This window comes from Pseudoxanthomonas sp. P4_B2, from assembly GCF_056402315.1.
This window is the reverse complement of the sequence record NZ_JBFUHQ010000004.1, coordinates 166,960-180,669: the sequence shown is the minus strand read 5'-3', so window position 1 is coordinate 180,669 and position 13,710 is coordinate 166,960. Positions and strand designations below refer to the sequence as shown.

The following is a 13,710-nucleotide window of genomic DNA, read 5'->3' as shown; positions in this document are numbered from 1 at the left end:
AAGTGGCGCAGGCAAACCCCGAAGGGGCGGCGCACAAGGATGTGCGCCGTTTCCGGAGGCGCAGGATGCGCCTTACGGAAATTCCTGCGCCGCTTGCGGACCCGACGGCTGTATCGTCGGGCGCGACGTTAGGGCGGCTTTCTTTTGGTTACTTTTCTTTGCCGTTCAAAGAAAAGTGACTCGCGCAACGCGCGAAACGATTTTGCTTTCTACTGAAGAATCATGCGAAGTGCACCCCATCCGCCTTCGGCACCAAGAGTGTCTTTTAGGAACGCCGTTTCAGAACGAAACCTCCGCCGCTTGCTTCGACCATAACACCGACTGATGCTTGGTCGCCTGTTTCCACGCCAGCCTTATCGCCTCGATATCCGCCGTCCGCTGCGGTGTGTCCTCGTGCAAGATCACCAGTACTTTGGTCCCAAGCCGGTTCGGCTCCTTGGCTCCACGGAACAGCCACTGGCCGTATGCATCGAACACGGTCAGGCCATCGGGAAAACGCGGCGTCACTTCCTTGTCCAGGAACGCGCGCCACTGCGCTTCGCTGATCGGCTCGGCTTGCGGACGGTCGGCCGGGCCGCTTTCCTCGCCCACGCCGAAATAAAGCTCGCTGCGCACCCAGCCCTGCGCTAGCGAAGGCCGCGCCGCATCCCCCTGCAGGGTGGCGGAGACGGCCGTCGGAGCAGAACCTGCCGGCGCATGGGTGACGCAAGCGCCCAACGTCGCCAGCAGTCCGATCAAGGCGCCGCGTAACAGCATGCCGCGTACAAACATCAGGGTCGCTCCAGGAAAACAGGCCGATACTCTGGTTTCATCTTACCCGCACCCGAAATAACCGTACGGCATGAGTTGATGCTCAACGCGCATGCCAGGGTCCTGCCGTGCACGCACTTATGCAATTAAGGTATCTGCATTCCAAGATACTTGCGCCTGCGACGACTGCCCGTGATGCTTTTTCTCCATTACCCCACCGGCCACGACAGCTGTTACTGCTGAGCACGTCGTCGCCCCATCGCAGCCGCCGCCCACTTTCGAACCCCCAGGAGTCTCCATGTCCCACCCCTTCGTGACGCCGCTTGGCGTCGCCATCGCACTGGCACTCGCCGGCCCTGCCTTCGCGCAGGACGCCACCGAAACCGTGGCAGAAGCCACCAACCTGGACACCGTCATCGTTACCGGCACCCGTGCCACCGACCGTACCGTGCTGGAATCCACTTCGCCCATCGACGTGCTGACAGCAGAAGACATCCGCAAGGCAGGCGTGTTGAACGGCGAATTGGGCAGTGCGCTGCAGGCGCTGTTGCCTTCGTTCAATTTCCCGCGTCAGTCCAACTCCGGCGGCGCCGATCATATCCGCGCAGCGCAACTGCGCGGGTTGAGCCCCAACCAGATCCTGGTGCTGGTCAACGGCAAGCGCCGGCATACCAGCGCGTTGGTCAACACCGATAGCAAGATCGGCAAGGGCACCACGCCGGTGGACTTCAACGCCATCCCGGTCAGCGCGATCAAACGCATCGAAGTGCTGCGCGACGGGGCTGGTGCGCAATACGGTTCCGATGCGGTCGCGGGTGTCATCAACGTCATCCTCAACGACGCGCCGGAAGGCGGATCGTACGAAGCCAGCTTCGGGGCCCACCACACGGATGTCGAGCCGATCGGCCAAACCGTTACCGACGGCCAGACCAGTTTCGCCAGCGCGCAGGTCGGCAGCGGCATCGGCGACGACGGTTTTTTCCGCGTCGGCTTGGAGTTGAAGAATCGCGAGGGCACCAATCGCGCCGGTTTCGACCAGATTCCGTTCTTTGAGGAGCAGACGCCCGACAACCTGGCCCTGGCTGGCAAGCGCAACTATTACCTCGGCGATGGCGAATCCAAGGCGCTCAACGCTTGGCTTAACAGCGCAGTGCCGGTGGGCGAGAACGCGGAGTTCTATGCCTTCGGTACCTATCACCAGAGCGATACGCGCGGCGCCAATTACTTCCGCTATCCCGATGGCGTGGCCAACTGGAAGGAAGTCTACCCGGACGGCTACCGCCCGATTTCCATCGGCGAGAACCTCGATGTGTCCGGCGTGGCCGGCCTGCGTGGTCAGTGGGGCGATTGGGACTACGACGCCAGCCTCAATTACGGCCGCAATGCCTTTACCTATCGCCTTGAGAATTCCTTGAACGCCTCGCTAGGCCCGGGCAGCCCCACCCAATTCAAGACCGGCGACTACGAGTTCGAACAGACCCTGGCCAACTTCGACGTCAGCCGCGGCTTCGATGCCGGCGAAAATCACCACACTTTCGCCACGGGGCTGGAATTCCGCCGTGAGCAATACGACACCGGCGCCGGCGATCCCGCCTCCTACGCGGCGGGTCCGTTTACCGACCGGCCGACCGGCTCGCAGGCCGGCGGCGGGCTGACCCCGCAGGACGTAGCGCACCTGTCGCGCGACGTGTCCAGCCTCTACGCCAGCCTGTCCAGCGAGTTCGGCGAGAAATTCACCACCGATGTCGCGGCGCGCTACGAGCACTACGACGATTTCGGCGGCGAACTCACCGGCAAGCTGGCGGCGCGCTACCAGTTCGCGCCCGCATTCGCCCTGCGTGGCTCGATATCCAACAACTTCCGCGCACCGTCGTTGAGCCAGATCGGCTACGAAGCCACTTCCACCGGCTACGACGCTTCCGGCCAGCTGCTGCAGGGCCGCCTGCTATCGGTCAACAATCCCATCGCGCAGGCGTTGGGAGCCCAGCCGCTGGAACCGGAAAAGTCGGTGAACTTCAGCCTGGGCTTCACCAGCAAGATTGGCGAGAACTTCGATGTGTCGCTGGACGTGTTCCGCATCGACATCGACGACCGCGTGGCCCTCACCGAGCGCATCAGCGGCGACGCGCTAACCGAGTTCGTGGAAGACGAATTCGGAGTGCCCGGCGTGCAGAGTGTCAATTTCTTCATCAACGCGGCCGACACGCGCACCGAAGGCGCGGAACTAGTGGCCAACTGGCGCCAGAAGCTGGGCGGCGGCGATCTGTTGCTCAGCGGCACCTACAGCTACGCCAAAACCGAGATCAAGCGCATCACCGCGACCCCGGCCGAACTGCAGGCGCTGGATCCGGACTACGTGCTGTTCGGCATCGAGGAGAGCAACACCTTGACCGATGCCGCGCCGCGTACCCGCGCGTTGCTGTCGGCCAACTGGAACAGCGACAAGTGGAGCCTGCTCGGCCGCGTCAGCCGTCACGGCAGCGCCACGCGCGTATTCAACTTCGGCGGCGGTTTCGAGCCGAAGCAGACCTATGGCGCGGAATGGCAGCTGGATGCGGAAGTGGAATACCGCATCACACCGAAATGGAGTGTGGCGCTGGGCGGGCAGAATCTGACCGACGAATATCCGGACCGGTCCATCGACGATATCGCTTATTTCGGCAACCTGCCCTATGACGTGCTGTCGCCGATCGGCAGCAATGGCGCGTACTACTACTCGCGGATCCGCTATACGTTTTGATTCCTCAGTTCGTAAGCGCAACGCTCTTGTAGGAGCGGCGCAAGCCGCGAAGCACGTGGACTTCAAAGATTCAGAGCTTCGCGACTCGCGTCGCTCCTACAGGCGAATCACGTCACGCGTGAGTCGGCGGCTATAGAAACCGGCTGCGCTGCTCTTCGTCGGGAATCGTGCAAGCGGTCGTACCGAACCAGCGATACCGGTTGCGCGCAATGGTCCGGTAGAGCGGGTCGCGAAGGAAATGGGGAATCATTCCGATCAGTGCGGCAATTCGCCACGCGCCGCCCAGGCCGGTCAGCAGCCAGCGGATGGCATCGGTATCGGTCCACGCGACACCATTGTCCACCAGCAAGAAGGAGGCAGGATCGTCCGCGTTCAGCCCATGCGCAGACAGCAGCGCACGGCCGCTTTCCGATTGCATCGCCACAAAACGATAGCGGCCACGGTCGCGCTTCAAGAGAAAACGCACCCAGCTGTTGCACAACACGCAGATGCCATCGAACACGACGACCGGTGCGTCGCCGGACGGCAGAGAGTCAACCGACATCCAGCCAACCCCGGTAGCGCACCAGCATTCCCACGACAGGTAGCGCGGCTGTGACATCGAAACGATAACGTCCCTCCAATTCCGACTCGCGCGCCTGCACTTTGCCGAACCAGCGTGCAGGCAAAGGCAGGCCCAGCGCCGAGACGCGGGCCATCCGCCAGACGATGCCACCCTCCTCCACCGTCAGCCGGAATCCAAAACGCGCCAGACCCAGTTGTTCGCACAGCAGTCCGTCCTGTTCCCACAAGCGGGAGGGCATCGCATGACCGCCGATATGGCGCGTCCATTTCTCTTCTTCGCCGCTTGCGTCTATCTCCACCTCGACCTCGCCTTGTCCTGCAGGCGGCAGGCGCGTGGCCCAGGCGAACAAGCGCGCCAGTGGATTCCCGCCGCGCACCACTTCCACCTGGCCTTGATAGCCGCGATGGCCGCTTGCCGTATGCAGCGCCCTGACGGCAGGGGGCAAGGTTTCGAACTCCGCGCCCAGCACGCGCTGGAACAGTGGCGCGCTCACGGCTGCATCCACGCCACGGTCGCCATGCGGCCGGTGCGTGCGTCGCGGCGATGCGAATAAAAGCGCTGCGGGTCTGAAATTGTGCAGAGGTCGCCGCCATGCACGCGAGTGAGACCGAGTTTCACCAGGCGCAGCCTTGCCAATGCATATAGATCGACGCGCCAGTGGCCGGGGCGCGTGGACACGAAAGCCGAAGCTGCCTCCGCATCCGTGCTCACGAAAGTATCGAATACTTCCTGCCCGATTTCGTAAGCCTGTGGCCCAGCGGCCGGCCCGAGCCATGCGATCAATGCGTGCGCAGGCGAACGCATCGCTGCCACGGTGTTCTCCAGCACGCCATTGGCCAGTCCGCGCCAGCCCGCGTGCGCCGTGCCGATCTCGCTGCCCTCTTCGTTAGCGAACACGACCGGCAGGCAGTCGGCGGTGAGGATGGTCAGCACCACACCCGGCACAGAGGTCACGGATGCATCGGCGACGGGCTCGGCACCTTCCCTTGCGAAGGCAGGGGACGGGGCAGGAGCGTCAAACCGCAACACGTCGGTCCCATGCACCTGCCGCAACCAATGCGGTGCCGAAGGCAGCGCGAAGCGTTCGATCAGCTCGACACGATTGCGCTCAACCGTCACCGGATCATCCCCGTCGGCGGCGGTGCGATTACCCAGGTTGAAATGATCGAACGGCGGCAGCGAGCTGCCGGCGCCGTGGCGCACCGTGGTGAAGGCGCGCACCTTTGCCGCCACCGGCCACTGCGCCTCTATTGCCGCGTTCATCTCCGCTTCTGCGCCTCGCCATCGGCGCGCAGCGCGGCGAGCAGGTTGAGCATGTCCTGCGGCACCGGCGCTGACACGCGCAGCGGTTCGCCGGTGGCCGGGTGCTTGAACTCCAGGGTTTCGGCATGCAGCGCCTGGCGCTTGAAGCCGCGCAAGGCCGCGATGAGTTCTTCCGTGGCGTGCTTGGGCAGTTTCAGCGGACCGCCGTACAAGGGATCGCCCACGATCGGATATTTCAGATGGGCCATGTGCACGCGGATCTGGTGGGTGCGGCCGGTTTCCAGCCTGCATTCCAGAGCCGTGTGTGCGCGGAAGCGTTCGCGTAGACGGTAGTGGGTGACCGCATCGCGTCCTTCCTCACGCACCGACATGCGGATGCGATCGCGCGAATGGCGGTCGATCGGCGCGTTGACCGTGCCGCCTGACACCATCGATCCGACCACGATCGCCAGATACTGGCGATGCACTTCGCGCGAGGACAGCTGCTCCACCAACGCGGTGTGCGCCGGCAGATTACGCGCGACCACCATGACTCCGCTGGTGTCCTTGTCCAGGCGGTGGACGATACCCGCGCGCGGCACCAGCGACAGCGACGGGTCGCGGAAAAGCAGCGCGTTGACCAGGGTGCCGCTCGGGTTGCCGGCCCCCGGATGCACCACCAGCCCGGCCGGCTTGTTGAGCACGAACACGTCGGCGTCTTCGTACAGGATGTCGAGCGGGATGTCCTCGGGCAGGGCATGGGTCTGGGTGTCCAGCACCACTTCCAGCTGGGCGGTCTCGCCGCCGCGCACCGGGTCGCGGCCGCGCACCACTTCGTCGTTGAGGCGGGCAGCGCCCGACTTGATCCATTCGGACAGGCGGGTGCGTGAATATTCGGGGAACAGCTCGGCCAGGACCGCGTCGAAGCGCCGCCCGCCTGCACTGGCCGGGACCACAGCGGTTCGGGTGGAAACCTCGTCGGCGACGTCGTCCGTGGGTTCGATCTGGGTGGGTTCGGTCATGCTTTGCAGGCGGCACGTTGGCCGCACGTTCATGGCTTGGGCAGCGCCTAGGCTATCATCGCCGTTCCAAATTCCCTGCCGCGGCCTTCCGCCAGCCCATGACCCAGCGCCTCACGACCCGTTCCGTCCCCGCCCGCCCCGCTTTCCTGCGCATCGTCGCCCTAATGCTGGTGGTGGCCTTTACCGGTACCGGTTGCGGCAAGTTCTTCAAGAAGGACAAGGATTCCCTCGAAGGCAAGCCCGTCGAGGAAATCTACGAGAAGGCGCACGCATCCATGGTCGGCGGCAACTGGGATCGGGCCGAAGTCACCTTCCGCCAGCTGATCGCGCAATATCCGTACGGTCCTTACACCGAGCAGGCGCTGATGGAAACGGCCTACGCTCAGTTCAAGTCCGGCAAGATGGACGATACGGTTTCCACCGTGGACCGTTTCATCCGCACCTATCCCACCCAGCGCAACGTGCCCTACATGTACTACCTGCGCGGCCTCGCCAACTCGGGGCGCGACACGGTGTTCCTGCAGAAGGTGTGGAAACTCGACGCCAGCCGTCGCGATCTGGCCACGCCCTTGCAGGGCTACAACGACTTCAACAAGCTGGCCGAAAGCTATCCGAACAGCCGCTATGCCGCGGACGCGCGCCAGCGCATGATCGCGCTGCGCAACCTGTTCGCACGCCATGAATTGGATACTGCGCTGTATTACCTGCGCCGCGACGCCTGGGTTTCGGCCGCCGCCCGCGCCAAGTACCTGCTGGAAACCTATCCGCAAAGCGAATACCAGAACGACGCCGTCGCCGTACTTGGCGAGGCCTATACGCATCTGGGCAACGAAACCCTGGCTGCCGACGCCCGCCGCGTATTGCAGCAGAACGATCCGCAGCACCCTTGGCTGAGCGGCAACTGGCCGGACTACCCTTCCCCGATCCGCAAGCTCAACCCGTTCGCCGGGGAGAAATCGGCGGTCGACATGAAGAAGAAGAACTAAGAAAAAGGGGCCGCAAGGCCCCTTTTTTTTCTCCCTTCTCCCACCGGCGCCCGGAGGGTGTGCAAAGCTGAGAAGGGGACGCGAAGCGACGGAGGATGGAGGGAGAATTCCAACCCGCGAAAAGTCCATTACAAACTGACAATCCATTCCCTCATCCGCCCTCCGGGCACCTTCTCCCGATGGGAGAAGGAAAAGCCTTTACCCCGGATACTTGTTGCTAATCGGATAACGTCGCTCGCGTCCGAACGCGCGCCGCGACACTTTCGGTCCGGGTGCCGCCTGATGGCGTTTCCATTCGTTGATTCTCACCAGCCGCAGCATTCGGTCGACCACGCTGGCCTCAAATCCCGCCGCGACGATCTCATCGCGCGACTGTTCCTGGTCCACATAGCGCAGCAGGATCGCATCCAGCACGTCATAGGGCGGCAAGGAATCCTGGTCGGTTTGGTTCTCGCGCAGTTCGGCCGAAGGCGGGCGAGAGATGACCGCCTCGGGGATCACCGGCGTACCGCCTACCGTATTGCGCCAGCGCGCCAGCGCGAACACCTCGGTCTTGTACAGATCCTTGATCGGCGCGTAACCGCCGCACATGTCGCCGTAGATGGTGGCGTAGCCGACCGCGTACTCGCTCTTGTTGCCGGTTGTGAGCAGCAGCCCACCCAGCTTGTTGGACAGCGCCATCATGATCACGCCACGGCTGCGCGACTGCAGGTTTTCCTCGGCGGTGTCGGCCTCACGGCCCGCGAAGACCGGCCCCAAAGCCTCGATGAAGCCCTTGAAGGGCGCCTCTATCGGAATCGTCTCCAGCTTCACGCCCATCGTCGCGCACTGCTCGGCGGCCAGATCGTTGGAAAGATCGGCCGTGTAGCGCGAAGGCAGCCGCACTGCAGTGACGTTGTCCGCGCCCAGCGCGTCCACCGCGATCGCCAGCACCAGCGCCGAATCGATGCCGCCGGAGAGCCCCAGCCACACCTTCGAGAAACCGTTCTTCAGGCAATAATCGCGCGTGCCGCGCACCACCGCGCGCCAGGCCAGTCCGTCGCGGCCTTCGTCCCCTTCGCACGGCCATTCCAGCGGCGTGAACTTACGCGCGTCGGCGTCGTAGTCGGCGACCAGCCAGTGATCCTCGAACGCGCGCGCCGCCGAATGCACCAAGCCATCGCCATCGGCCAACACCGAGGCGCCGTCGAACACCAGCGCGTCCTGCCCGCCCACCACGTTGAGATAAGCCAGGGCCACGCCGGTCTCGCTGACCCGCTGCGCCAGCAGCGCGTCGCGCTGCGCGTGCTTGTCGCGTTCGAACGGCGAAGCGTTCGGCACCATCACCAGCTGCGCCCCGGCGTCGCGGGTTTCACCCAGCGGCTCGGCGAACCACAGGTCCTCGCAGATCACCAGCCCGACCGGCACCCCGGCCACATCGAATACGCAGGCACCGCCATCCGGATCGACATCGAAGTAGCGTCGTTCGTCGAAGACCGCGTAGTTGGGCAGCTCGCGTTTGCGGTAGGTGGTTTCCACTCCTCCGTCGCGCAATACGCTGGCCGCGTTGTAGACCACACTGCCCGCCGATTGTGGCCAGCCGACCACGGCGACGATCCCCTGCGTGGAAGCGGCGACCTGTTGCAATGCGGCCTCGCAATCGCGCAGGAATCCGGGACGCATCAACAGGTCTTCCGGCGGATAGCCGCTGATCGCCAGCTCGGGGAACAGCACCAGGTCCGCACCATGCGTATCGCGCGCCTCGGCGATCATCGCCGAAATGCGTTCGGCGTTCTGGTAGACGGCGCCGACGGGGAAATCGAATTGGGCCAGGGCGATGCGGAGGGTCATGGCGCCGTCTCGCTGTCCGCGTGTAGTCCGGCGCTTTCCAAGGCTTCAAGTATCACGGCGAGTACCACCTGCTGTTGGCGCAAGGGGTCATTGTTCCAGAAACGGAGGACGCGGTAGCCGTTTTCCTGGATCCAGCTTGTCCGAGCGAAATCGCTGGCACTCCCTGCGTGCTGACTGCCATCAAGTTCGATCACCAGCTGCCGTTCGATGCAGGCGAAATCAACGATGTAGGGACCAATGGGATGCTGGCGGCGGAATTTGCAGCCCATCAGGGTTCGATTGCGCAGATGGTGCCAGAGCGAAGCCTCAGCATCAGTCATGTGCCGGCGCAAATGCCGAGCGAAGCGGGTCTTCTGTCGTTCACGCATCCTTGCGTTCCGGTGTGGCCGGACTGCAGGTTAAGGCCAAGGGAGAGCCAGGGATGTAAGGAAATGCCGCGCCCTCACCCCTACCCCTCTCCCGCAAGCGGGAGAGGGGTTCTTCGTTTTGGCGACGACGACCCCCGACCCAGTCCGAACGTTCGCCGCAAGCCAGACAGCAGCCCTTCTCCCGCTTGCGGGAGAAGGTGCCCAGAGGGCGGATGAGGGCGCTTTTGCACCAGACAAACAAAAGGCCGCACAAGGCGGCCTTCTGCAAGAAACAATAGCGAGAAAACTTACTTCTTCACCAGCTTGGCGATCGCCGCACCCAGGTCACCCGGCGAACGCACCGTTACCACGCCTGCCGCTTCCATTGCCGCGAACTTGCCTTCGGCCGTGCCCTTGCCGCCAGACGCGATCGCGCCGGCGTGGCCCATGCGCTTGCCGGCCGGAGCCGAGGCGCCGGCGATGAAGCCGACCACCGGCTTCTTCACGTACTTGGCGATGTACTCGGCGCCTTCTTCCTCGGCCGAACCGCCGATCTCGCCGACCATGATGATGCCCTCGGTCTGCGGATCCTCGTTGAACAACTTCAGTGCATCGACGAAGTTGACGCCGTTGATCGGGTCGCCGCCGATGCCGATGCAGGTGCTTTGGCCCAGGCCCACGTCGGTGGTCTGCTTGACCGCTTCATAGGTCAACGTGCCCGAACGCGAGACGATGCCGATCTTGCCAGGCAAGTGGATGTGGCCCGGCATGATGCCGATCTTGCACTCGCCCGGCGTGATGATGCCGGGGCAGTTTGGGCCAATCAGCGTGGTGTTCGGGTAGCCCTTCAGCGTGTTCTTGACCCGCAGCATGTCCAGCACCGGGATGCCTTCGGTGATGCAGACGATCACCCGGATGCCAGCGTCGGCCGCTTCCAGGATCGCATCGGCCGCGAACGGCGGCGGCACGTAGATGACCGACGCGTCGGCGCCGGTGGAAGCCACCGCTTCGCGCACGGTGTTGAACACCGGCAGTTCGATATGGGTAGTGCCGCCCTTACCCGGGGTCACGCCGCCCACGACCTGGGTGCCGTATTCGACCATCTGGGTGGCGTGGAAGGTGCCCTGCTGGCCGGTGAAGCCCTGCACGATGACCTTGGTGTTCTTGTTGACCAAAACGCTCATGGATTATTCCTAGTCTCGTGGCTCAGGCAGCGACGGCCGCAACGGCCTTCTTGGCGCCATCGTTGATGTCGTCGGCGGTGATGATGGCCAGGCCGGATTCGCGCAGCAGCGCCTTGCCGGCTTCGACATTCGTGCCTTCCAAACGGACGATTACCGGCACTTTGACGCCTACGTCCTTGACCGCGGCGATGATGCCTTCGGCGATCATGTCGCAGCGAACGATGCCGCCGAAGATGTTGACGAAGATCGCCTTGACCTTGTCGCTGGACAGGATCAGCTTGAACGCCGTGGTCACGCGTTCCTTGGTGGCTCCGCCGCCCACGTCCAGGAAGTTGGCCGGTTCGCCGCCGCTGAGCTTGATCACGTCCATGGTGGCCATGGCCAGGCCCGCACCATTGACCATGCAGCCGATGTTGCCGTCCATGGTCACGTAGTTCAGGTCGTTTTCGCTGGCCAGCACTTCGGTTTCGTCTTCCTGCGACTTGTCGCGCATAGCGACCAAATCGGCATGACGGAAGGAGGCGTTGTCGTCGGAATTGACCTTACCGTCCAGCACGGCCAGATTGCCGTTGGTGAGGATGGCCAGCGGGTTGAGTTCGACCAGGGCCAGGTCCTTTTCGTTGAACAGCTTGTATAGGCCCAGCATGATCTTGCTCAGCTGGTTCACCTGCTTGGCGTCCAGGCCCAGGGCGAAGCCGACTTCGCGGGTCTGGTACGGCTGCAGGCCTTGCACGAAGTTCACATCCAGGGTCTGGATCTTCTCCGGCGTTTCGCGGGCGACCGTCTCGATGTCCACGCCGCCTTCGCTGGAAGTGATGAAGGTGATGGCCTGGCTGGCGCGGTCCACCAACACGGACAGGTACAGCTCCTTGGCGATATCGGTGCCTTCGGAGATCAGCACGGTGTCGATGGGCAGGGCCACGCCGCCGGACTGGTAGGTTTCCATCTTGGTGCCGAGCATGGCAGCGGCGTACTGCTTCACTTCGTCCAGGGTCTTGGCGAGTTTGACCCCGCCGGCTTTGCCGCGGCCGCCCGCGTGGATCTGGGCCTTGACCACCCAGAGGTCGCCAGGAATGGCTTTCGCGGCCTCGACCGCTTCATCCGGCGTGCGCGCGATGCGCCCGGCCGGCACTGCAATGCCGTATTCGGCAAACAACTGCTTCGCCTGGTATTCGTGGAAGTTCATGCATCACCTTGAGGGAGGAACAGAACGCATCGCGCGCAGGGGTCCGGGCTGGCCGGAGGGTGCGGATGGGCCGCCTATTGTCTCCCACCCCGTGCTGCGGTGCAAAACCGACCTTAGGCGTACCGCTCGGCCTCCTGCGGAGAACTGCCACTCCCTATACTGTCCCCTTCGCCGTCGGGAATCCCCCGCTTGACGCAGCGCCCTTCGATCATCGCCCGCTTCGAATCCGCCCCCGGGCGCGACCTGTACTACTTCGCCCTCTATCGCGTGCTGGAGGCCGGCATTTTGGCCGGGCTGCTGTTTAGCCCGTTGTCCGGCATGCTCGGCGAGCAGCGAGACCCCCTGCTGGGCACCGTGGTCACTATCGGCTACCTGGTGTTTGCCATGCTCATGCTGTTCCTGGGCCGCCGGGAACAGTGGTTGGTGCCGCTGGTGTTGACCGGCGTGGTAGTGGACATCGTCGTGGCCTCGCTGGCTACTTATGCGGTACCCGACGCGACCGCCGGTATCGCCATGCTTCTGCTGTTCAATGTGGCTGCGGCGTGCCTGCTGTTGCCGCGCAAGCTTGGGCTGGCCGTGGCCGTGGTCGCGACCCTGGCGATGGGCGTCGAATTCGTGGTCGAGACTCTGAGTTCTACGCCGACTGACCGACCGGTGGCCGAGATCATCATGTTTTCGGTCACCTACCTAGCCGTAGGGCTGCTAGCCAGCCAGGCCGGGCAGCGCGCGCGTGCCAGTCAGGCCCTGGCCGACCAGCGCGGCGTGGAAGTGGCCAACCTGTTCGAAGTCAACGAGCTGATCATCCGTCGCATGCGTACCGGCGTGCTGGTGGTGGACGCCGACAACCGCATCAAACTGGCCAACGAAGCCGCTTCGCTATTGCTGGGCGACGGTAGCGAAGGCGAGAACGACAGTCATGGGATCCACCTGCCAGCGGTCGCCCCGGAACTGGCCCGCCGCCTGCAGCAATGGCGCAACGGCTGGCAAAACGACGAGACCCCGCTGCAGCTCTCACCCGACCAGCCCGAAGTGCAGCCGCGCTTCGCGCGCCTGCTGGCCGGCAGCGAGCTGTCGCTGGTGTTCTTGGACGATGCCAGTGTGGTTTCGCGGCGTGCCGAGTCCCTGACCCTCAGCGCCCTGGGACGGTTCTCGGCCAGCCTGGCCCACGAAATCCGCAATCCGCTGGCGGCGATCAACTACGCGGTCCAGCTGCTGGAGGAATCCAAAAGCATCATCGACGGCGACCGCCGCCTGCTGCAGATCATCCATCAGCAATGCCAACGCACCAACGGCATCGTGGAAAGCGTGCTGGGCCTGGCCCGCCGCGAACGCGCCAGTCCCGAGCATGTAGACCTCAACGGCTACGTGCGCCGTTTCGTCGACGAATACCAACAGAACATGTCGATCGAGACCGATAGTCTGGAAACGGTGATCGGTGCGCGCGCCGTCCCGGCCCTGGTCGACCAACGGCACCTGCAGCAGATCCTGACCGTGCTGGTGCACAACGCGCTGAACTACGGCCGCCTGCCGGGCGAGCCTGCCCGGGTACGGCTGCGGGTGTTCCAGGCGGACAACCGGCCGATGATCGATGTGCTGGATCGCGGCCCGGGTATCCCGGAAGCCGTGGCTGCGCAGTTGTTCCGCCCGTTCTTCACCACCTCCGAGCATGGCACTGGGCTGGGCCTATACATCGCCCGCGAGCTGTGCCGCGCCAACCAGGCCTCGCTGGAATTCGTGGCGGTGCCCGGCGGCGGCAGCTGCTTCCGCGTCACCCTGCCTGGCCCGCATTCGCTGCTACCGGCATGAACCGGTAGGAGTGCCCCATGGGCGCGAGCTCATTTGTGGTACGAACGGATCA

Annotated in this window: 12 protein-coding genes; 3 read left to right on the top strand and 9 right to left on the bottom strand. The window is 64.0% G+C overall.

Annotation, left to right across the window (positions count from 1 at the left end; translation table 11 throughout):
• Nucleotides 1-279: 279 nt before the first annotated feature.
• The gene (locus AC1DTQ_RS12000) at nucleotides 280-756 is read right to left on the bottom strand and encodes a DUF3574 domain-containing protein (RefSeq protein ID WP_477850084.1); all 477 of its coding nucleotides are present in this window, start codon (nucleotides 754-756) and stop codon (nucleotides 280-282) included.
• A 292-nt stretch (nucleotides 757-1,048) separates the two neighbouring features.
• On the opposite strand from AC1DTQ_RS12000, the gene AC1DTQ_RS11995 reads away from it, so the two are divergent.
• Entirely contained in the window at nucleotides 1,049-3,490 is a 2,442-nt protein-coding gene (locus AC1DTQ_RS11995) for a TonB-dependent receptor plug domain-containing protein (RefSeq protein ID WP_477849868.1), read from the top strand.
• A gap of 130 nt (nucleotides 3,491-3,620) precedes the next feature.
• Here AC1DTQ_RS11995 and AC1DTQ_RS11990 read toward each other — a convergent pair whose 3' ends face one another.
• The 4 genes from AC1DTQ_RS11990 to rluD are packed head-to-tail and all read right to left on the bottom strand — an operon-like array spanning nucleotide 3,621 to nucleotide 6,319.
• Nucleotides 3,621-4,034 carry a thiol-disulfide oxidoreductase DCC family protein gene (locus AC1DTQ_RS11990; RefSeq protein ID WP_477849867.1) on the bottom strand — a complete coding sequence of 138 codons (414 nt, stop codon included), beginning with the start codon at nucleotides 4,032-4,034 and terminating at the stop codon, nucleotides 3,621-3,623.
• On the bottom strand, nucleotides 4,024-4,548 hold the full coding sequence (locus AC1DTQ_RS11985; RefSeq protein ID WP_477849866.1) for a DUF4166 domain-containing protein: 525 nt from the start codon (nucleotides 4,546-4,548) through the stop codon (nucleotides 4,024-4,026). Before AC1DTQ_RS11985 ends, AC1DTQ_RS11990 begins: the two co-directional genes overlap by 11 nt.
• A complete protein-coding gene (gene pgeF / locus AC1DTQ_RS11980; RefSeq protein ID WP_477849865.1) occupies nucleotides 4,545-5,318 on the bottom strand; it encodes a peptidoglycan editing factor PgeF in 774 nt (257 codons plus the stop codon). The genes AC1DTQ_RS11985 and pgeF overlap by 4 nt, the downstream gene beginning before the upstream one ends.
• Nucleotides 5,315-6,319 (bottom strand): 23S rRNA pseudouridine(1911/1915/1917) synthase RluD, encoded by a 1,005-nt coding sequence (rluD, locus tag AC1DTQ_RS11975; RefSeq protein ID WP_477849864.1) that lies wholly within the window; start codon nucleotides 6,317-6,319, stop codon nucleotides 5,315-5,317. Before rluD ends, pgeF begins: the two co-directional genes overlap by 4 nt.
• Nucleotides 6,320-6,417: 98 nt before the next feature.
• Between rluD and AC1DTQ_RS11970 the strand changes: the two genes are divergently transcribed.
• The gene (locus tag AC1DTQ_RS11970; RefSeq protein ID WP_477849862.1) at nucleotides 6,418-7,305 is read left to right on the top strand and encodes an outer membrane protein assembly factor BamD; all 888 of its coding nucleotides are present in this window, start codon (nucleotides 6,418-6,420) and stop codon (nucleotides 7,303-7,305) included.
• A gap of 198 nt (nucleotides 7,306-7,503) precedes the next feature.
• Here the strand turns inward: AC1DTQ_RS11970 and AC1DTQ_RS11965 are convergent, their stop codons facing one another.
• The 4 genes from AC1DTQ_RS11965 to sucC form a co-directional block, all read right to left on the bottom strand.
• Nucleotides 7,504-9,135, bottom strand: coding sequence for an NAD+ synthase (locus AC1DTQ_RS11965; RefSeq protein WP_477849861.1), 1,632 nt, complete (start codon nucleotides 9,133-9,135; stop codon nucleotides 7,504-7,506).
• Entirely contained in the window at nucleotides 9,132-9,503 is a 372-nt protein-coding gene (locus tag AC1DTQ_RS11960) for an endonuclease domain-containing protein (protein WP_477849860.1), read from the bottom strand. The genes AC1DTQ_RS11965 and AC1DTQ_RS11960 overlap by 4 nt, the downstream gene beginning before the upstream one ends.
• 287 nt (nucleotides 9,504-9,790) lie before the next feature.
• The gene (gene sucD, locus AC1DTQ_RS11955; RefSeq protein ID WP_093286949.1) at nucleotides 9,791-10,666 is read right to left on the bottom strand and encodes a succinate--CoA ligase subunit alpha; all 876 of its coding nucleotides are present in this window, start codon (nucleotides 10,664-10,666) and stop codon (nucleotides 9,791-9,793) included.
• Between the two features lie 22 nt (nucleotides 10,667-10,688).
• Nucleotides 10,689-11,852: an ADP-forming succinate--CoA ligase subunit beta gene (sucC, locus tag AC1DTQ_RS11950; protein WP_477849859.1), complete on the bottom strand. Its 1,164-nt coding sequence runs from the start codon at nucleotides 11,850-11,852 to the stop codon at nucleotides 10,689-10,691.
• Nucleotides 11,853-12,041: 189 nt separating this feature from the next.
• Here sucC and AC1DTQ_RS11945 point away from each other — a divergent pair, with 189 nt between their 5' ends.
• A complete protein-coding gene (locus tag AC1DTQ_RS11945) occupies nucleotides 12,042-13,658 on the top strand; it encodes a sensor histidine kinase (RefSeq protein ID WP_477849858.1) in 1,617 nt (538 codons plus the stop codon).
• Nucleotides 13,659-13,710 lie beyond the last annotated feature (52 nt).